The organism is Methylocystis rosea SV97, from assembly GCF_000372845.1.
Classification (GTDB): domain Bacteria; phylum Pseudomonadota; class Alphaproteobacteria; order Rhizobiales; family Beijerinckiaceae; genus Methylocystis; species Methylocystis rosea.
In genome coordinates this window covers 757,816-776,751 of sequence record NZ_KB889963.1, presented here as the reverse complement: position 1 = coordinate 776,751, position 18,936 = coordinate 757,816, and the positions used below count along the sequence as shown (strand labels likewise).

21 protein-coding genes are annotated in these 18,936 nt (G+C 63.6%); 12 read left to right on the top strand and 9 right to left on the bottom strand.

Annotated elements, in window-relative coordinates; all coding sequences use genetic code 11:
* Nucleotides 1-178: 178 nt before the first annotated feature.
* The 4 genes from sucD to A3OO_RS0104170 all read left to right on the top strand — a co-directional run bounded on the left by sucD (nt 179) and on the right by A3OO_RS0104170 (nt 5,810).
* Nucleotides 179-1,063 (top strand): succinate--CoA ligase subunit alpha, encoded by an 885-nt coding sequence (sucD, locus tag A3OO_RS0104185; protein ID WP_026222681.1) that lies wholly within the window; start codon nt 179-181, stop codon nt 1,061-1,063.
* A gap of 62 nt (nt 1,064-1,125) precedes the next feature.
* Entirely contained in the window at nt 1,126-4,113 is a 2,988-nt protein-coding gene (locus tag A3OO_RS0104180) for a 2-oxoglutarate dehydrogenase E1 component (RefSeq protein ID WP_026222680.1), read from the top strand.
* A 27-nt stretch (nt 4,114-4,140) separates the two neighbouring features.
* Nucleotides 4,141-5,436 (top strand): 2-oxoglutarate dehydrogenase complex dihydrolipoyllysine-residue succinyltransferase, encoded by a 1,296-nt coding sequence (gene odhB / locus A3OO_RS0104175; protein WP_018406580.1) that lies wholly within the window; start codon nt 4,141-4,143, stop codon nt 5,434-5,436.
* A 104-nt stretch (nt 5,437-5,540) separates the two neighbouring features.
* The gene (locus A3OO_RS0104170) at nt 5,541-5,810 is read left to right on the top strand and encodes a BQ00720 family protein (RefSeq protein ID WP_018406579.1); all 270 of its coding nucleotides are present in this window, start codon (nt 5,541-5,543) and stop codon (nt 5,808-5,810) included.
* 82 nt (nt 5,811-5,892) lie between these two features.
* On the opposite strand, the gene A3OO_RS21085 is transcribed toward A3OO_RS0104170, so the two are convergent.
* On the bottom strand, nt 5,893-7,212 hold the full coding sequence (locus A3OO_RS21085; RefSeq protein ID WP_018406578.1) for a hemolysin family protein: 1,320 nt from the start codon (nt 7,210-7,212) through the stop codon (nt 5,893-5,895).
* Between the two features lie 176 nt (nt 7,213-7,388).
* Nucleotides 7,389-7,814: an Hsp20 family protein gene (locus tag A3OO_RS0104160; protein ID WP_026222679.1), complete on the bottom strand. Its 426-nt coding sequence runs from the start codon at nt 7,812-7,814 to the stop codon at nt 7,389-7,391.
* Nucleotides 7,815-7,987: 173 nt separating this feature from the next.
* Here A3OO_RS0104160 and A3OO_RS0104155 point away from each other — a divergent pair, with 173 nt between their 5' ends.
* Genes A3OO_RS0104155 through A3OO_RS24520 form a run of 4 tightly spaced genes read left to right on the top strand, consistent with a single transcriptional unit; the run spans nt 7,988 to nt 9,294 of the window.
* On the top strand, nt 7,988-8,422 hold the full coding sequence (locus A3OO_RS0104155) for a hypothetical protein (protein WP_018406576.1): 435 nt from the start codon (nt 7,988-7,990) through the stop codon (nt 8,420-8,422).
* Between the two features lie 36 nt (nt 8,423-8,458).
* Nucleotides 8,459-8,869, top strand: coding sequence for a DUF6460 domain-containing protein (locus A3OO_RS0104150; protein WP_018406575.1), 411 nt, complete (start codon nt 8,459-8,461; stop codon nt 8,867-8,869).
* A 9-nt stretch (nt 8,870-8,878) separates the two neighbouring features.
* The gene (locus A3OO_RS0104145; RefSeq protein ID WP_018406574.1) at nt 8,879-9,085 is read left to right on the top strand and encodes a type II toxin-antitoxin system HicB family antitoxin; all 207 of its coding nucleotides are present in this window, start codon (nt 8,879-8,881) and stop codon (nt 9,083-9,085) included.
* A complete protein-coding gene (locus A3OO_RS24520) occupies nt 9,082-9,294 on the top strand; it encodes a type II toxin-antitoxin system HicA family toxin (RefSeq protein ID WP_083909727.1) in 213 nt (70 codons plus the stop codon). The genes A3OO_RS0104145 and A3OO_RS24520 overlap by 4 nt, the downstream gene beginning before the upstream one ends.
* Here the strand turns inward: A3OO_RS24520 and A3OO_RS0104140 are convergent.
* A complete protein-coding gene (locus A3OO_RS0104140) occupies nt 9,289-10,236 on the bottom strand; it encodes an extensin-like domain-containing protein (protein WP_018406573.1) in 948 nt (315 codons plus the stop codon). The genes A3OO_RS24520 and A3OO_RS0104140 overlap by 6 nt on opposite strands.
* A 1,259-nt stretch (nt 10,237-11,495) precedes the next feature.
* Between A3OO_RS0104140 and A3OO_RS0104125 the strand changes: the two genes are divergently transcribed.
* On the top strand, nt 11,496-11,981 hold the full coding sequence (locus A3OO_RS0104125) for an SH3 domain-containing protein (protein WP_040573605.1): 486 nt from the start codon (nt 11,496-11,498) through the stop codon (nt 11,979-11,981).
* A 121-nt stretch (nt 11,982-12,102) separates the two neighbouring features.
* Here the strand turns inward: A3OO_RS0104125 and A3OO_RS0104120 are convergent, their stop codons facing one another.
* From A3OO_RS0104120 to A3OO_RS0104095, 6 genes are all read right to left on the bottom strand, one after another.
* Nucleotides 12,103-12,585, bottom strand: a complete 483-nt coding sequence (locus A3OO_RS0104120; protein WP_026222678.1) for a DUF2852 domain-containing protein — start codon at nt 12,583-12,585, stop codon at nt 12,103-12,105.
* Nucleotides 12,586-12,723: 138 nt separating this feature from the next.
* Entirely contained in the window at nt 12,724-13,044 is a 321-nt protein-coding gene (gene minE, locus A3OO_RS0104115) for a cell division topological specificity factor MinE (RefSeq protein WP_018406568.1), read from the bottom strand.
* Complete coding sequence (gene minD / locus A3OO_RS0104110; RefSeq protein ID WP_018406567.1) at nt 13,041-13,856, bottom strand: septum site-determining protein MinD; 816 nt, start codon at nt 13,854-13,856, stop codon at nt 13,041-13,043. The genes minE and minD overlap by 4 nt, the downstream gene beginning before the upstream one ends.
* 13 nt (nt 13,857-13,869) lie before the next feature.
* The gene (minC, locus tag A3OO_RS0104105; RefSeq protein WP_018406566.1) at nt 13,870-14,667 is read right to left on the bottom strand and encodes a septum site-determining protein MinC; all 798 of its coding nucleotides are present in this window, start codon (nt 14,665-14,667) and stop codon (nt 13,870-13,872) included.
* Between the two features lie 105 nt (nt 14,668-14,772).
* Nucleotides 14,773-15,393: a TetR/AcrR family transcriptional regulator gene (locus A3OO_RS0104100; protein WP_018406565.1), complete on the bottom strand. Its 621-nt coding sequence runs from the start codon at nt 15,391-15,393 to the stop codon at nt 14,773-14,775.
* A gap of 43 nt (nt 15,394-15,436) precedes the next feature.
* Nucleotides 15,437-16,183, bottom strand: a complete 747-nt coding sequence (locus A3OO_RS0104095; RefSeq protein ID WP_018406564.1) for a YebC/PmpR family DNA-binding transcriptional regulator — start codon at nt 16,181-16,183, stop codon at nt 15,437-15,439.
* 123 nt (nt 16,184-16,306) lie between these two features.
* Here A3OO_RS0104095 and A3OO_RS0104090 point away from each other — a divergent pair, with 123 nt between their 5' ends.
* From A3OO_RS0104090 to gmd, 3 genes are all read left to right on the top strand, one after another.
* On the top strand, nt 16,307-17,245 hold the full coding sequence (locus A3OO_RS0104090; protein ID WP_018406563.1) for an LOG family protein: 939 nt from the start codon (nt 16,307-16,309) through the stop codon (nt 17,243-17,245).
* A 130-nt stretch (nt 17,246-17,375) separates the two neighbouring features.
* Entirely contained in the window at nt 17,376-17,720 is a 345-nt protein-coding gene (locus tag A3OO_RS0104085; RefSeq protein WP_018406562.1) for a YidB family protein, read from the top strand.
* Nucleotides 17,721-17,934: 214 nt separating this feature from the next.
* Entirely contained in the window at nt 17,935-18,918 is a 984-nt protein-coding gene (gene gmd, locus A3OO_RS0104080) for a GDP-mannose 4,6-dehydratase (RefSeq protein ID WP_018406561.1), read from the top strand.
* The last annotated feature ends 18 nt before the right edge of the window (nt 18,919-18,936 follow it).

Below are 18,936 nucleotides of genomic sequence, written 5' to 3'. Positions count from 1 at the left end.
CGCGCCAAAACAGACGGTGAGAGCGCGACGCGGCCCCCTGTCGCAGGGGCCTTCTCCGCCTTGTGCGGCTGAGCTTTTGTCAATAGGTTCCGCGCGGGCGACGACGGGCGGCGGCTCCGGTTTTTCGCTTATTCAAAGGCGCGCGCGCCGTTTTCGCTTGTTTCGGGATTTGCGCTTCATGTCCGTGCTGATCGACAAGAACACCAAAGTCATCACCCAAGGCTTCACCGGCAAGACCGCCACCTTCCACTCCGTCCAGGCCCTCGACTATGGGACCAAAATGGTCGGCGGCGTCTCGCCGGGCAAAGGCGGCTCGGTCCACCTCGATCTTCCGGTTTTCGACACGGTGCTCGAGGCGCGCGAAAAGACCGGCGCCGACGCGTCCGTGGTCTATGTGCCCCCGCCAGGCGCCGCCGACGCCATCTGCGAGGCGATCGAGGCGGAGATCCCGCTCATCGTCTGCATCACCGAGGGCGTGCCAGTCCAGGACATGATCCGCGTCAAGCGCGCGCTCTGCGGCTCCAAGTCCCGCCTCATCGGGCCGAACTGCCCGGGCGTCGTCACCGCCGGCGAGAGCAAGATCGGCATCATGCCTGGCAATATTTTCTCACGCGGCTCGGTCGGCGTGGTGTCGCGCTCCGGCACGCTCACCTATGAGGCGGTGTTCCAGACGACGCGCGAAGGCTTAGGTCAGACGACGGCCGTCGGCATCGGCGGCGATCCCGTCAAAGGCACGGATTTTATTGAAGTGCTGGAGTTGTTTCTCGCAGACGAGGCAACTAAGTCCATCATCATGATCGGCGAGATCGGCGGGGCGGCGGAGGAAGACGCGGCCCAATTCTTGAAAGACGAAGCTAAGCGCGGCCGCAAGAAGCCAATGGTCGGGTTCATCGCGGGCCGCACCGCGCCTCCCGGCCGCCGTATGGGCCACGCGGGCGCGATCGTCTCGGGCGGCAAAGGCGACGCCGAAAGTAAAATCGCAGCCATGGAGTCCGCGGGCATCAAAGTGTCGCCCTCGCCTGCGAGGCTGGGAAAGACCTTGGTCGAAGCGCTGAAGGGCTAGCGCTGGCCCGCTCATCGCTTCGTCGGGGGCTTTGAGCGCCGGCGCTTTTGGGAAAGATTGAGATGGCGCGTTTTGAAACCAATGGCGGCGCCGGACCCGCCGCGCCGGTGGGCGCGCGCTCGCCGCAAAATGACTTTCTTGCTTCGACATCGTTTCTGCAGGGGGCGAACGCGGGCTATCTCGAGGGCCTGCTTGCGGCCTATGAGGCCGATCCCTCCTCGGTCAGCGCCGACTGGCGCAATTTCTTCGCCGAGATGGGCGTCAGACCGCAGGAGCAGGTCGTCGCCCACGGCCCGAGCTGGGCGCGGCGCGACTGGCCGCAGCCGAACGGCGAATGGGTGAGCGCGATCATTGGCGAGGCGCCGGCGCCTGTGAAATCGCCAATCGTTCCCGTCGCCCCGCCGACGCCCGGCGGCGAGGACGTGTTGCGGGCGACGCGCGATTCCGTGCGCGCCCTGATGATGATCCGCGCCTATCGCATGCGCGGCCATCTGCACGCCAATCTCGATCCGCTCGGACTGGAGCAGCGCTACGATCACGGCGAGCTCAATCCGCAGACCTACGGGTTCACCGACGAGGACTACGAGCGCAAAATCTTCCTCGATGGCGTGTTGGGGATGCGATACGCCACGCTCTTTGAAATGGTCACGATCCTGCGCCGCACCTATTGCGGAACGATCGGCTTCGAATTCATGCATATCTCCAATCCGGAGGAGAAAGCCTGGCTGCAGGCGCGCATCGAAGGCCCGAAGAAGGAGATCGTCTTCACGCAGGAAGGCAAGCGCGCCATTCTCAACAAGCTCGTCGAGGCGGAAGGTTTCGAGAAGTTCCTCGACGTCAAATACACCGGCACGAAGCGCTTCGGTCTCGACGGCGCTGAATCCATTGTTCCGGCGCTGGAGCAGATCATCAAGCGCGGCGGCGCGCTCGGCGTGCAGGAAATCGTTCTTGGCATGGCCCACCGCGGCCGTCTCAACCTGCTTTCGCAAGTGATGGCCAAGCCGCATCGGGCGCTGTTTCACGAATTCAAGGGCGGCTCCTTCCTGCCGGATGAAGTCGAAGGCTCCGGCGACGTCAAATATCACCTCGGCGCGTCATCGGATCGCGTGTTCGACGACAACAAGGTGCATCTCTCGCTCACCGCCAATCCGTCGCATCTCGAGATTGTCGATCCGGTCGTGCTCGGCAAAGTGCGCGCCAAGCAGGATCAGCATCATTGCGCCGATGGCGACCGCCGCTCGGTGATGCCGCTCCTCATCCACGGCGACGCGGCCTTCGCCGGCCAGGGCGTCGTCGCGGAATGTTTCGGCCTTTCCGGATTGAAGGGGCATCGCACCGGCGGCTCGATCCACTTCATCATCAACAATCAGATCGGCTTCACCACCTACCCGCGCTACTCGCGATCCTCGCCCTATCCGTCCGATGTCGCGAAGATGGTCGAGGCGCCGATTCTTCACGTGAACGGCGACGACCCAGAAGCCGTCGTCTTCGCCGCCCGCGTCGCCGCCGAGTTCCGTCAGCAGTTCCAAAAGCCCGTCGTCATCGACATGTGGTGCTATCGCCGCTTCGGCCATAATGAGGGCGACGAGCCGGGATTCACCCAGCCGCTGATGTATAAGAAAATCCGGGCGCACCGCACGGCGCTCGATATCTATGCGGACCGTCTGATCGCGGAAGGCGTGACGACTCGCGAAGACGTCGATCGCATGAAGGAAGACTGGCGCACGCGGCTCAACGAAGAGTTCGAAGCGGGCCAGAGCTACAAGCCCAACAAGGCGGATTGGCTCGACGGCCGCTGGGCGGGAAAGAAATCGGGCTGGCAACTCTCGGAGAACGAGCGGCGCGGACAGACCGGCGTGGCGCTCGAGACGCTGCAGCACATCGGCGCCGAGATCACCTCGACGCCGCCCGATTTTCACGCCCACCGCACGATCCAGCGTTTTCTCGACAATCGCAAGGCGGCCATCGAACATGGCGGGCCGATCGACTGGGCGACGGCCGAAGCGCTGGCGATCAGTTCGCTGCTCTATGAAGGCTACAATGTGCGGCTCTCCGGGCAGGACAGCGAGCGCGGCACCTTTTCGCAGCGTCACAGCGTGCTCATCGATCAGGAGAATGAAGCGCGTTATCTGCCCTTCAATCACATCGCCGAAGGCCAGGGCCGCTACGAAGTCGTCAATTCGATGCTCTCCGAAGAGGCTGTGCTCGGCTTCGAATATGGCTATTCGCTGGCCGAGCCCGACGCGCTGGTGTTGTGGGAGGCGCAGTTCGGCGATTTCGCCAATGGCGCGCAGGTCGTCTTCGACCAGTTCATTTCATCGGCCGAACGCAAATGGCTGCGCATGTCGGGCCTCGTTTGCCTCTTGCCGCATGGCTACGAAGGCCAGGGTCCGGAACATTCCTCCGCGCGGCTTGAGCGCTATCTGCAGCTGTGCGCCGAAGACAATATGCAGGTGGCCAATTGCACGACGCCTGCGAACTACTTCCATATCCTTCGCCGTCAGCTGCACAGAAGCTTCCGCAAGCCGCTGGTGCTGATGACCCCGAAATCGCTGCTGCGCCATAAGCGCGCCGTCTCGCGGCTCGGCGAAATGGGCATGGCCTCGAGCTTTCAGCGGCTGCTCCTCGACGACGCTGAAACGTCGCCGACGGAGACGTTCGTCCTCAAAGCCGACGAAAACATTCGCCGGGTCATTTTGTGTTCGGGCAAGGTCTATTACGACCTCCTCGACGAACGCGAGAAACGCGGCGTCGACGACGTGTATCTGCTGCGGGTCGAGCAGCTCTATCCTTTTCCGCTCAAGGGTCTCGTCGCGGCGCTTGGGCGCTTCAGGGACGCGGACGTCGTATGGTGCCAGGAAGAGCCCAAGAACATGGGCGCCTGGTCCTTCGTCGACTCCTATCTCGAATGGGTGCTGACGCAGATCGGCGGCAAGTCGAAGCGCGCCCGCTACGTTGGACGCGCCGCCTCGGCGTCGACGGCCACGGGCACCATGTCCCGGCACCTTGCACAGCTGAAATTGTTCCTGGAAGAAGCGTTCGCGCCGTAAGACGCAACGCGAGCGAAGAGAGAGCCGATGGCTGAAATACGCGTGCCGACCTTGGGCGAATCGGTGACTGAAGCGACGATCGGCCGCTGGTTCAAGAAGGCGGGCGACGCGGTGCGCGCCGACGAGGCGCTCGCCGAGCTCGAGACCGACAAAGTCACGCTCGAAGTCAACGCCCCCGCCGCCGGCGTGCTCGCCGAGATCGTCGCCAAGGAGGGCGAAACTGTCGGTCCTGGCGCGCTGCTCGGGCAAATCGCCGAGGGCGCCGCCGCGCCGGGGAAGAGCGGCGAGACCGCCGGCAAGAGTCCCGCGCCTAAGCCGGCGCCCGCCCCCGCAGCGCCTGCGCCCAAATCCACTCCGGCTCCGGCGCCGGCTGCGCCCGCCGCGACCCAGATGCCGCCCGCGCCATCGGCCGCCAAGATCGCCGTCGAGCAAGGGATCGACATTGCTCAGGTTCCCGGCAGCGGCAAGCGCGGCCAGGCGCTGAAATCGGACGTCGTTCAATTCGCCGCGCGTCAGGCGGCCGCCCCGCAGCCCGCGCAAGAAGGCCGCGTCCAGGAGCTTCCCGCCCAGGAAGCGCGAGTCGAGGCGCCGCCGCCCCGCGTCCCCGTTCCGCAGGACGACGCCCGCCGCGAAGAGCGGGTGAGGATGACGCGCTTGCGTCAGACGATCGCGCGCCGGCTGAAAGAGGCGCAAAACACCGCCGCCATGCTGACGACGTTCAACGAAGTCGACATGTCGGCGCTCATCGAATTGCGCAAACGCTACAAGGAGGCGTTCGAGAAGCGGCACGGCGTGAAGCTTGGCTTCATGGGCTTCTTCGTGAACGCCTGTTGCCAGGCGCTGGAAGAGATCCCTGCCGTCAATGCGGAGATCGACGGGACGGACATCATCTACAAGCGCTTCTGCCACGTCGGAGTCGCCGTCGGCACGGAGAAGGGACTCGTCGTGCCGGTGGTGCGCGACGCCGACCGTCTGTCGCTCGCCGAGATCGAAAAAACCATCGCCGAACTTGGGCGCAAAGCGCGCGAGGGCGCGCTCGACATCGCCGATCTGCAGGGCGGCACCTTCACGATTTCCAACGGCGGCGTCTATGGTTCGCTGATGTCCACGCCGATCCTGAATGCGCCGCAATCGGGCATTCTCGGCATGCACAAGATTCAGGAACGTCCTGTGGTCGTCGACGGTAAGATCGAAGCGCGGCCGATGATGTATCTGGCGCTTTCTTACGATCACCGTGTCGTCGACGGGAAGGAAGCCGTGACTTTCCTGGTGCGCGTCAAAGAGTTGCTCGAAGATCCTGCACGGCTGGCGCTCGGCCTGTAGCCGCGACCCCTTCAAAATCTCCAAAGGCTACACATCTTATTTCAGACGGCGCGCCCGCCAATGGGGCCGTCGGCGGGGACGAAAGGACCGCCTTGGAGGTAGAGATGGAAATGAAAACCGCCACCGAAACCAGAGAGTCTCCGCTGACGCCCGAGCAGTTCGCGCAACTTGGCGATGGCCTCATCGCTTATGTGCGATCGATGAGTTCGGAAGACGTCAACCGGCTTTACCCGCAGGCGCCGCAGATTGCGCCAGGGCTGACGATCTTTGCGCTTTTCGGTGCGGATGGCGCGCCGATCGTGCTTGCGGATTCGGAAGAAGGCTGCATCGGCAACGCTCGTGAAAATCATCTGCAGATGGTGAGCCTGCACTAACCGTCCCAGTAAGGGGCGCGCCGTCGGCGCGCCTGCCGCCCGGGCAAAGGTTAAGCGCTTGGGGCGAAGATCTTCCCGCAACTCAGCCGTTAGCGTCTCTCGAACGTGCGCCGTTAAGGTTGTCGACGGTCAGCTTTGACGCCAGCACCTTGTCAAGCCGGCGTCCGTCGAGGTCGATGACTTCGAAGCGCCATCCGAGCTTCTCCACCGTTTCGCCGAGGGTCGGGAAGCGGATAAGCCCGTCGAGGACGAGGCCGGCCACCGTTTCAAAGCTCCTGTTCTCGGGCAGGGCAACGTGCAAAAGCTCGGCCATTTCATCGACCGGCATCCAGCCGGCCAGCAGCCAGCTGCCGTCTTCGCGCTGAAGCGCCTCCGGCTCTTCGTGCCCCTCGTCGGATCTGAACGCGCCGGCGATGGCGTCGAGTATATCGGCGGGCGTCACCACGCCTTCGAAATGGCCATATTCGTCGTGCACGAGCGCCATCGGCGTCTCGGCTTCGCGCAGAACATTCAGCGCGTCGAGCGCGTCGATCGAATCGGGCACCACCGGCGCCGACCGGACATGGGATTCGAGGTCGAGCGGCTCGCCGCGCAGCGCGGGTCCAAGCAGGTCTCGGATCAGCAGGACGCCGATCATGTCGTCCATATCGCCCCGACTGACCGGCAGGCGCGCATGGGACGTCTCGATGAGCTTCTCGCGCAAAAGGTTTTCGGGCTCGCCGAGATTGAGCCAGTCCACCTCCGTGCGCGGGGTCATCAGCGCACGCGCGGCGCGGTCGCCCAGCCGCAGCACGCCCGCGATCATCTGCTGTTCGTCGGCCTCGATCGCCCCAGCCGAATGCGCCTCGGCGACAAAGGTCTTGATTTCTTCATCGGTGACCCAGGACTGAAGCTCGTTGGCCTGGCCGACGAACAGCAAGATGAGCTTCGTCGACTCATCGAGCAGCCAGACCACCGGCGTGACCAGAGTGGAAAGCAACGCCATCGGCGCGGCCATGCGGCAGGCGATGGCTTCCGCATGGCGCAGCGCGATGTTCTTGGGCAGCAATTCGCCGATCACGACGGAAAGATAGGTGATGACGCCGATGACGCCGCCATAGCCGATCCAGTCCGCCGCACTGTCCGATAGACCAAGCGCGCGCAGCTCTTGCGAAAGCCGCTGACCGAGCGCGGCGCCTGAAAAGGCGCCCGCGAGGACTCCAACGAGCGTGATCCCGATCTGAACGGTGGAGAGGAAGCGTCCCGGATTTTCCGCCAGCGCCAGGGCGGCGGCGGCGCCGCGGCGACCTTCGGAGGCCAAAGTCTTCAGCCGCACTTTGCGCGACGAAACGATGGCGAGTTCGGACAACGAGAAAATCCCGTTGATGACTATCAACACAAGCGCGACGGCTAGCTCGAACATGACACCTGATAGGGCTTTCTGCGCAGGCTCTCAAGCAAATGGCGCCGGCAAGCGTTGACGGCGACGACATTTGTCGCAACTGGGCGTTGATCCTGGGCGTCGATCCCGGCGAGAAGGCGGGCAATCGACCGATCCGAAATCTACATCACAGGATTCCATGTGTGATCCGGAAGCGCTCAGTCGCGAGCCGCGATTTCGATCTTTTTGATGACCCGCGCCGGCTCGGGCCGCGCCAGATCGATCGAGAGCAGCCCGTTGACGAGATCGGCCCCCAGCACCTGCATCCCTTCGGCCAGGAGAAAGGCGCGCTGAAACTGCCGCGCGGCGATGCCGCGATGCAGGAAATGCCGCTCTCGATCCTCGGTTTGGCGCCCGCGGATGACAAGCTGATTCTCTTCGAGGGAGACGTCGAGCTGGTCGCGGGTGAAGCCCGCGACGGCCAGTGTGATCCGAAGCCGCTCTGGCGCGCTCTCGACGCGCGGAATGCGCTCGATATTATAGGGCGGGTAGCCGTCGGAGGCGGTGCGGGCGACGCGGTCGAGCGCCCTTTCGATCTCATCGAAGCCGAGCAGGAACGGCGAATTGAGCGGCGGACGCGACATGTCGTTGAAGCCCTGTTGGCGCCTCTTCGGCCAGAGCCCGTGAAGCGCTCCGGCTCCAGCTATATGGCCGAGCCGGCCGAGCCATTCAAGCGCGGCCGATGCGCGCGCCCGCCATTGACGCGCGAACGACAAACGCCCATGTGCGAGCAAGCTTCCCCTTAAGAGCGGCGACCATGGGCAAAGCAAAGCATCTCTTCCTCGCGATTGTCCTTGCCGCGTCCTTCGGGGCGCCGGCGGTCGCCGAAACGCCGCCGCCAATCATCGCGCCGGACGGCGAACGCTTCACGCTCACCCCTGCCGAGGGCGGCTATGTCCGGCTGAACAAGGAGACCGGCGCCCTGTCCTATTGTTCGGCCAAGGACGGCGTCACGGCGTGTCGGCTCGGCGCCGAGGAGCGCGCCGCGTTTGAGGCGGAGATCGAGCGTCTGCGCAAGGAGAACGCCGCGCTCAAAGCGCGCGCCGAAGCTGCGCCCGTCCCCCCGGCGGCCAGGCCGAACATGGCGCCGAGCGAAGAGGAGTTCGAGCGCGCGCTCTCCTTTACCGAGCGCTTTCTGCGCCGCATAATGCGCCTGTTCCGCGAAGAGACCTCGCCTGGAGGCGCTCTGTGAGGACCAAAGCGACGACGTGTCCGCGGGAGCGCCCCGGTGGCTGATCAGGGACCCTTCGCCAATTGGCCGCATCTCGACAAGCCGCCCCGGCCTGAGCGGTCAGAGACCGCCCACGACGTGCTGCTCCTGCCGAGCTCCGACAAAATTTCACAGGAAACCAAGCAGATGGCGTCGAACAACACGCTTGAAAATTTCCTCGGCGGCTCGCCCCTCAACACTCTCGCGCGGTTGTTCGTCATTTCGCTCGTCGTCGGCGCCCTGCTGATGTGGCTGGAACTGCGGCCGATCGATATTTTTCGCGGCGTGCAGGCCTTCTTCGACCGCATCTATCAGCTGGGATTTGGCGCGGTGCGTGAGCTTGTCAGCTATGTGCTCGCCGGCGCCATTTTCGTCGTGCCGGCGTGGCTCGTTCTGCGACTCGTCAATGTGGGCGCGAGCAAGCGCTGAGGAAGGGCGATGAAGCTGACTGTGGAGACCGAGCAGGAGGTGGACGGCCGCTGGATCGCCGAAATCCTGGAAATTCCGGGCGCGTTGAAATACGCGACGACCCGCGAGGCGGCCATCGCTCAGGTGGAGGCGCTGGCCCTACGCGTCATCGCAGACCGCATCGAACATGGCGAACGCCCGACTGAGCCGATTCATATTACTTTCGCGGCTGCATGACGCCATGGCCGAGCGTAAAGGCGAAGCGTCTTCGTGCGGCGCTGGAAAGAAAAGGTTGGACGGAAAAGCGATCCGCCGGCTCTCACCGGACGTATGCCAAAAGTGGGTTTCCTGATTTCATATTTGCGTTTCACGATGGCGAGGAGATCGGGCCACGAATGTTGGCGAGGATAGCCAAACGAACAGGACTGACGCGGGAAGATTTATAGTCTTCGGCGCCGGTCGATGCTTGACGTCTGATCCGGATCTTCGATGAGCTGGCCGATGCCGTCCCGGCGCGGCGGAAGCGGCGGCGGCGGCGCATAGGCCTCAGGTCCGGCGACGGGGCCGAACCCGTCCCGCGCGCCGACTCCAGGTCCTTCGAACGCGGCGAGCGGCGGCTTGCCCGTCGTGTCATTGTCGGTCTCGTCATCCGGCGCAGGCGGCGCGCGCCCCTGCGCGATCAGCGGCGACGGGTCGGGCGGCGGCAGCGTCTCTTGCGGCGCGGGCTTGCAGATGCTGCGCCCCGAGCGGCCGTGCAGGGCGAGATCGACGTGAATATGGTTGTAGTGAAAGGCGTTGGAGCCTGGCGACAGCACCGTCGAGAAATGCCCGCACGAGCCGCGATGCACGTCCATCAGGAAGGCGCGCGTCTGTTCGTCGCCATTGCGCCAGTCTCTCACGAGCGTGATCTCGCGACCGTTGGCGAGCACGAAGCCGCCGATGTCCAGCGCATTGCCGAAGGAATGTTCAGAAAGCTGCGCGCCGCGCTGATTGTTCATGCCGCGGCAGGCGTAAGAGCCCATTGAATTGATCTGAACCACCTGCTGTCCGAAGCGCGCCTGCGCGGCGGGCTGGACGGTGTCGGCGAGCCAGGCGTCGAGTTCGGCCACCATCGAGCAGTCGAGCGTGGCGGTCGCGTTGAACGAAACGGCCCCGCCCTGCAGCGCCGTCACTTTGAACGGCCTCGTCAGGCCGCAAATGCCCGGACCGTCGACTTCGGGCGCGAGCGCGATGTAGTCGGAAGGGTTGACGCGCCTTTCCGCGAGACAGGCGTTTTCAGCCTGGGTACGCCAGGCCGGCCGCTGCGGCTTCTGCCCGATCGAGCAAGCGGAAAGCGTCGCCGCGACAAGCGCCGGCACGAGCAACAATTTATGGGCGCGGCGGACCATGCCGCGAGGATGGGCGCCGGGCCGTTAATTCAGGGTCGAGAATTGTGGTTAATGCTCAAATATTTGAGGACTGTGGCGGGCGATCCACACGCCCGCGCAAGTTGCACGGGATGCGCTGCGCATGAGCGCGGCGGCAAAAGAAGCGTGATCAGCGCGCAAATCTGCTCAAGCGCCGCTTCCATGTTTCGCCGGCTTTGAGTTCAGTCTTCAAAACCCATTTCCGTCGAATCGTCCTGATCGCCCGCGACGATGTCTTGAGAATGACTTCCGGTTCCGGTTCTTTTGCGCGCTGCGCCGTGAAAATCGGGGTCGCTGCTGTCTGCGGCGCGATCTGCGGCTTCACCTTTTTTGGTTCCGCAGGAACAGCCTCTTTAACTTTGGCCGGCTGACGCACACGACGCGTCCGAACTGATGCGCCTCGCGCCGGAGGATCGCTTATGGCGTCGTCCTGCAACAGGTTCGGGAGCACCCGCCCCGGCAGGCCCGTCGATGGCGAGAGAATCTGGGGACGTTCAGCCGCTTTGGCGCCGAAAACCGCGTCCGCCGCGTTTAGAGCCGCCAAATAGGAGGCGTCACGTTCGACCTCAGGGGCGGCCGAAGCGCCGGAGCCATTAAGCGATGGACTCCCACTCGCATTTTCAGGCTCGTCGATCTTCCACGGATTCGAAGTGCGAGATTTGGGAGACCGACCTTTATATGCCGTGATGAACGGACGAGTGGGCTGGCGCATTGAAGCTGAAGATCTTTCTGTTGACGTATATGGCAAGGAAGGTCGCTCGAAAGACCCGCCTCGGCACAAGCGTAATTGAGTATTGAGAAAACGCCTGGGCATGACGCTCAGTCCAAGCGTCTGCGACGAAGGACATTTGCTACCTATAACGGAAAAGCCGCAAGAAGTCATCGTAATGGCCCACTGATGGCGCAAAGGGGACGGAACTTAAAATTCGTCTTTCGCCAGGACGTGGGGCGCTCACATTCCATTTTGAGCCGATCAGTCAGCTTGCAGACGCATGCTGCGGCTATGGGGTTGCGCGCTCCGATCTCAGAATGTTGTGCAGCCCCTCTAGAAAAGCTTCAGGTCTATCCCAACTGAAAGACGATCAAGCGCTGCGATTTGTCTTCTTCCAACAACGAACGACTCGGAGCGTTGCTGAAAGACCCTCTAAACGGATCAGCAAAACCCTCATTCGCCCGCCGGATATGTCGGCGCAACGCGAGAAACCAGAAGTCCATTGTCGTTCACTTGGGAGATTTTAGTCATGCGAAACATGCTCGCTGCAGCGACGGTCGGCCTCGTCGTTTTTCTTGTCCAGGACATCGCCAAGGCGGCCACCGCCCAAAGTCCGGCGACGCTACGCTCTGGACCGGGGACGTCGTGGCGTAGAATCGGCCAGATCCCGGCCGGATCTGATGTGCAGGTCTTGAGCTGCAACCCTGGCTGGCGCCACAGCTGGTGCCAAGTCCGCTACGGTTCGAAGACGGGGTGGGTGAACGCTCCTGCGCTCGGGACGTCCGGATCGCAGGTCATCGTTGCGCCAGTCGTGACAACTGACGCCGCCAGTCTCAAGCGGCGCGCGAGCATGTTTTCCTCGGTTATCGAGGTCATTCCCGGCGGCAAAAAGGTCGACGTCCTTCGCTGTAGAAATGGACTCGGCAGGGGCTGGTGCCGCGTCTCCTATCAGGGCAAGACCGGATTCGTCAGAGGGGGTCTTTTGACGCGCCAACGGTCCGTCATTCCCCGTTAAGAACGGGCGTGCGAGCCGAGAAAATTCGGCCCCGAAGCCGCAAAAAATAAAGGCGCAAATCGGACATCGCCGATTTGCGCCTCTTCTGTTCAGGTCAGCGCCTGCGCAGCCTTAACCGGCGTTATGCGCCTTTATCCTCGCCCTTGCGGCCGCGCATAAAGGATTCGAACTCTTCGCGGTCGCGGGCGCGGCGCAGCTGGTCGATATGTTCGGCGAAGTCGCGCTCCGCTTCGGCGACCTTGCGACGATCTTCCTCAAGACGCGCGAGTTCGCCTTCGCGCCACTCATCAAAGGCGACATTGCCGGTGGAGCGCATGAAGGAGGGACCGCCCCAGGCAGCCGAACCCTCTCGAGCGACGCCGCTCACGGCGTCCCTCACCCGCGCGCCCTGCTCCTGGGCGAAGGCGAAGAAGTCGCCCTCAAAGCCCTGGCTGCGCTGCCAAAGCTTCCAGACCAGTATGCCGAGGCCGAGCGGCCAGAAGATCAAAAAGCCAAGGATCACCGCCGCGATCTCGTAGGGCCTCCAGGACATTCGTCCGTGATGCCCCCAGGGCGTGCCGCCCTCTGCGGATGACGACATGCGAGAATAACGATGGCAGCTCATGATGGGCTCCAGTTTGTCAACGGCCGCCCGCCGCAAAGCGGGGCCGACACCAATGTAATATGCATTAACATTGGCGCAAGGGAAAGCGCCGCGCCAAAAAATTGGCGCGGCGCCTTCAGGCGTTTCGCGGCGCGCGCATCAGGCCGCCTTGCCGCTCAGATCCTCTTCAAGCACGGCGTCATCCGCGAAGGCCGCGGCGCTTTCGAGCGTCGCCGCCGGCTCGATTTCAATGTCGATTTCGAGCAGCGACATGTCTTCCTTGCGATGCATCTTCACCATGACCTTTTCGGGGTCGACGTTGATGTGCTTGGAGATCGCGATGAGGACTTCCTTGTGCAGCACGGCGATCAGATCCGAATCGCGCGCCGATTTGCGTTCATGCGCGAGAAGGATCTGCAGGCGCTCGCGCGCAACCGGCGCGGTGGCGCCGCGACGCCCGAACAATCCGAAAATATTCATGCCGCCCTCCGACCAAAGAGCCGAACGAAGAGTCCCCGCTTGTCCGCGGGAATATTCACCGGCAGTTTTTCGCCGCACAGCCTCTTCGCCGCTTCCGAATAGGCGCGCGCCGCAGGGCTCATGGCGTTGTGAAGAATGATAGGCGCGCCGACGTTCGACGCGCGCAGAACGTCTTCGCTCTCCGGCACGATCCCAAGCAGCGGTATCGAGAGAATTTCGAGCACGTCGTCGACGCTGAGCATCTCGCCGCGGCCGGCGCGCTGCGCGTCATAGCGCGTCAGCAGCAGATGCTTCTCGACGCGTTCGCCCTTTTCGGCGCGTTCGGTCTTGGCGTCGAGCAATCCGATGATGCGATCGGAATCGCGCACCGAGGAGACTTCCGGATTGGCGACGACCACCGCGACGTCGGCGAAGCGCATCGCGAGCGTCGCGCCGCGTTCGATGCCGGCGGGACTGTCGCAGACGATCCAGTCGAACTTCTCGCGCAATTCATTGATGACGCGCTGCACGCCCTCTTCGGTCAAGGCGTCCTTGTCGCGCGTCTGCGACGCGGGCAGCAGATAGAGATTGTTCAAGCGCTTGTCGCGGATGAGCGCCTGATGCAGCTTCGCGTCGCCCTGGGCGACGTTGATGAGATCAAAGACGACGCGCCGCTCGGCGCCCATAACGAGATCGAGGTTGCGCAGGCCGACGTCGAAGTCGACGACCGCGACCTTGTGACCCTGTTGCGCCAGCGCGGCGCCGAGAGCCGCGGTCGACGTTGTCTTTCCGACGCCTCCTTTGCCGGAGGTCACCACCAAAGTCTTGGCCATTGTTCGTCCTCTCTTAATCGAGCCGCGCGATCTTGACCGTCTCGTTTTCGAGCCAGGCCTGGATGGATTGGCTCTGAACATTCGCCGAGATCTCGTCGGCGGTGAGATAAACGCCGCAAACCGAGAGCAGCTCGGCTTCGAGCTTGCGGCAGAAAATTCGCGCGCGTTTTTCGCCATAGGCGCCGGCCATCGCGCGGCCGCGCAGCGTTCCGTAGATATGCACGGAGCCGCCCGCCATGATTTCCGCGCCCGACGCGACGGAGCCGATGACCGTCACGTCGCCGTCCGGGTGATAAATCGACTGCCCGGAGCGCACCGGCTCCAGCAGGATCAGCGGCGCAGCCGTGGGGGCCGGCTCGGACGATTTGGGATCGACGGACTGCGCGCCGCCGGCGCCGAGCGCGTTGGCGATATCCTCGAAGGCTGCTTCTTCGCTTGGGGACAGCGTTCCAGGGCTTGCGTCTTTGGCGCGCGTTGCGCTGACGTCCGGCGGCGGTTGCGGGGTGGCGCGACCGCCAGCCAGAATCGGCGGCAGATCGTCGCTGGCCCATGACGGGTCGACTCCCGACAATCCCATGAGGCGTATGCCGCGCCGGGTGAGATTTTCGAGGAGCTCGGTGAGTTGTGGCCGCTCAATCGTCAGTTTGGCGAGGTCGATGACGATCGACTTCCGGCTGAAAAAGGCGGGCGACTGCTCAAGCAGCGCGTCGAGCTGCTCGAACCAGCCTTCGATCGGCTGCTCGGGCTCCAGCGTCAGGACGGGAAAGGACCTGCCTCTGAAGCGGATGTGTCGGGATGACGCTTGCGTCACGGGAGCCCTCACGCAATTAGGATTTGCGTCATTTGAGGGCGTTAACGTTAATGAAGGATTAAAGCGCGCGCGTAATTTGGCGCCCGGTCGCGCTTTATTAAGAGATTAAGCTGGCGCGGCTTTCGCGCGCGCAGCAGCGCTCTCCATGACGCCTTGCGCGGCGCTCTCGAGCACCAGCGCCGGATCCGCGCTTTTGACGGGATCGAAATGGCCCGAGATGGTCAGCATCGCGACGCCATGGGCGAGCGACCAGATTTGCAGCGCCGCGTAGCGCGCGCCCTGCGCCGGCGCGCCCGCCTGCTGCAGCCAGGCCACCACGGCGCGCCAAAGGATTTCGAGCGCATGGTCGGCGGCGCCGCCGGCGCCGGGGTCGGCAAGCGTCTTCGCCTGCCCGAACATGGCTGCGTAAAGCCCCGGTTCGTCCCGCGCGAATTTGAGATAGGCGGCGCACATCGCCCGCATCGCGCTCTTGGCGTCAGGTCGGCCTTCGTCCCACGCCGTTTCAATTCGTGCGCCAAAGGTCTCAAAACCGCGGCGCGCCAGCTCGCTCATCAGCGCGTCGCGTCCGCTGAAGTGACGGTAGGGGGCGGCGGGCGAAACACCGGCGCGGCGCGCCGCCTCGGTGAGCGTCAGCGCCGATGGTCCGCCTTCGGCGAGAATGTCCAAAGCGGCGTCGATCAGCGCCTGTTTGAGCGAACCGTGGTGATAGCCTCGCTTATTGTGCATCTCTCACCCCGGCGCGGATCGGCGTCATCGCCCCGTCGCCGGGTTATCCCGAGAGCTTGGCGACCAGCGCGTCGGAGACCTCGAAATTGGCGTAGACGGTCTGAACGTCGTCATTGTCCTCGAGCAAGCCGACGAGCTTGAGGATCTTCTCGCCCGAATCATCGTCGACCTTGATCGTGTTCTGCGGGCGCCAGACGAGCGCCGCCTTGCGCGGCTCGCCGAATTTCTCCTCGAGAGCCTTGGCGACGTCGCGCAGCGATTCGACGGACGTGATCACTTCATGCGTCTCGTCGGTCGTCGAAACGTCGTCGGCGCCGGCGTCGATCGCCGCCTCCATCATCGCATCTTCAGTCGCCGCCTTCTTATCGAATTCGATGAGCCCGACGCGGTCGAACATGAAGGACACGGCGCCGGTCTCGGCGAGCGCGCCGCCAGCCTTGGTGAAATAGGAGCGCACCTCGCCGGCCGTGCGGTTGCGATTGTCCGTCAGGGCCTCGACGATCACGGCGACGCCGCCCGGCGCGTAGCCCTCGTAACGCACTTCATCGTAATTTTCGGCGTCGGCGCCCGAGGCCTTCTTGATCGCGCGTTCGATGTTGTCCTTTGGCATGTTCTCCGCCCGAGCGGCGAGAACGGCGGCGCGCAGCCGCGCGTTCATATTCGGGTCGGGCATGCCCATCTTGGCGGCGACGGTGATTTCTCGGGCGAGCTTTGAAAACAGCTTGGAGCGGATCGCGTCCTGCTTGCCCTTCTTGTGCATGATGTTCTTGAATTGACTATGCCCGGCCATGCGCTCCCGCCCTGCTCCTCGATCAATCTTCGCCGTCCGGCGTCCGGCGGGTCATATACGCCGGACGTATCCGGAAATAAAGAAAAGCGCCAAGGAGAGTATGGGCGCCAAAGGAGAGTATGATTGAGCGCAAGCGATGAAGAGCGAAATTCTCGGCCTGAGCCCGACGGGCCGGCCCCGTCCGCACTCCCGGCGCCGCATATCCCGGACCTCGCCGCCGCCAAGCGGCTGCAGGCGATCCTCTCCAGTCCGTCCTATCGCAAGGCCGACGAGGACATTCATTTCCTGACGTCGGCCGAAGCGCGCGGTCCCCGACTGGAGCTCGAATACCTCAAGGCCGAACTGCTGCTGCGACGCCATGGCGTCACCGATACGGTCGTCGTTTTCGGTTCGACTCGCATCGTCGAGCCCGCTTTAGCGGAAAGCCGCCTCGCCGAATCGCAGGCGCGCGCGACAGCCAATCCCAATGACGCGGCTCTCGCCAGACAGCTCGCGGCGGCGAAACGCGCCCGCGATAATTCGCGCTATTATCAGATCGCGCGCGAGTTCGGCGCGCTCGTCGGCGCCGCCCGCGAGAGCGGAGACCGGCCGCGCCTCGCGATCGTCACCGGCGGCGGACCGGGCATTATGGAGGCGGCGAACCGCGGCGCCTTCGAGGCCGGCGCCGAGACGGTGGGGCTCAACATCACCCTCCCGCACGAGCAGCTGCCCAACAGCTATGTCACGCCATCGCTTTGCCTGCGCTTCCGCTATTTCGCGCTGCGCAAAATGCATTTCATGCTGCGGGCGCGAGCGCTGGTCGCCTTTCCGGGGGGCTTTGGCACGTTCGACGAATTGTTCGAGACGCTCACGCTGGTGCAGACCGGCAAGGTCAAGCCGATCCCGATCATCCTCGTCGGCGAAAGCTATTGGCGACGCGCCTTTGACGTCGACTTTCTGGTCGACGAGGGCGTCATCGCTCCACAGGACCGGGATATTTTCCGCTACGCCGAAACCGCCCCTGACATTTGGGAAGAAATCCGACGCTGGGGCGAACGCAAGGAGGATCTCCTATTTGAATGAAGGCCTTAGGCTGTGCCGGCGATCGCCCGCCCGATCCTGCCCGATCCCCTGCCATTGTAAAGCCTATGCCCCGCCTTATCTCAGCTAGCGCGGCGCAAAGCGCGCGCTTTTTTAAAAAGGGAGAATACTCATGAGTTGGCTCAAAGCGATCGCTGGCGGCGTGATCGGGGCTGAAGCCCTGACCCTTATTAAGGATTATGTGGAGAAGCAGGGCGGCCTCGACGGCGTCGTCAAGAATTTCGAGAACTCCGGACTGGGGAAGCAGATCCACTCCTGGGTCGGCCTCGGTCCCAATGAAAAGATCAGCGAGATGGACATTGGCAAGGTGGTCAACGCCGATAAGCTGATGGAAATCGCCAAGAACGCCGGCATCGACATCGACAAGGCGAAAGCGCTTCTCGCTCAGTATTTGCCGGAAGTGATCGACAAGGCGACGCCGGAAGGCAAGCTGCCGCCGCCCGACAAGCCGGCGTAAGCGCTCCAACGCCAATTCTCGACACTGCCGACGGCGGCGCGCGCCGCCGTCCGGCCTGTTCCCCGCCCACGCTCTTGCTTCACGCGCCCTGATTCTGTAATTCCCTCGCGCGCGCCCTTTGCGCCCGCGCCAGGGCGCGGAACGCCCTGAGGCCGCGCCGCTGCGGGGGTTTCGCCTTCGCCACGACCGCCGGCCAATTTGAATAGGACCATTAATGACCAAGCGCGCGCTGGTGACCGGGGTTACAGGACAGGACGGCGCCTATCTCTCCCAGTTTCTCCTCGACAAGGGCTATGAAGTGCATGGCGTGGTGCGGCGCTCGTCGCATCGGGGCGTCGAGGACCATCGCCTGCGCTGGCTCGGCATCAGCGGCAAGCTGAATTTGCACGACGCCGATCTTGCAGATCTTTCAAGCCTGCTGCGCACCGTTCAGGCCATCCAGCCCGACGAAATCTACAATCTGGCGGCGCAATCCTATGTCGCGTCCTCCTGGCGCCAGCCGATCCTCACCGCGAACGTCACCGGCGTCGGCGTCACCAACGTGCTTGAGGCGATGCGGCTCGGCGCGCCCAAAGCGCGCTTCTACCAGGCGTCCTCCTCCGAAATGTACGGGCTCATCCAGGAGCCGATGCAAAGCGAGAAGACGCCCTTCTATCCGCGCAGCCCCTATGCCGTGGCGAAACTCTACGGCCATTGGATCACGGTGAACTATCGCGAGAGCTTCGGCCTTCACGCGTCCTCGGGCATTCTCTTCAATCACGAAAGTCCGCTGCGCGGCGTCGAATTCGTCACCCGCAAGGTCACGACCGGCGTCGCCGCGATCAAACTCGGCCTCGCCACGGAGTTGCGGCTCGGCAATATCGACGCCAAGCGCGACTGGGGGCACGCCAAGGATTACGTGCGCGCCATGTGGCTGATGCTGCAGCAGGAGAAGCCTGACGATTACGTCGTGGCGACCGGCGTCACCACCACGGTGCGTGACATGTGCCACATCGCTTTCGAGCACGCCGGCCTCGACATGGAGAAATTCGTCATCATCGATCCAGCGTTCTACCGCCCGGCCGAGGTGGACGTTTTGCTTGGCGATTCCAGCAAGGCCCGGCAGGTTCTCGGCTGGAAGCCGGAGATCGATCTTCGCGAAATGATTTGCGAGATGGTCGACGCCGATCTCGAGCGGCTGCGGCGCGAGTCGGCCTAACCCGAAAAAGGGCGCCCG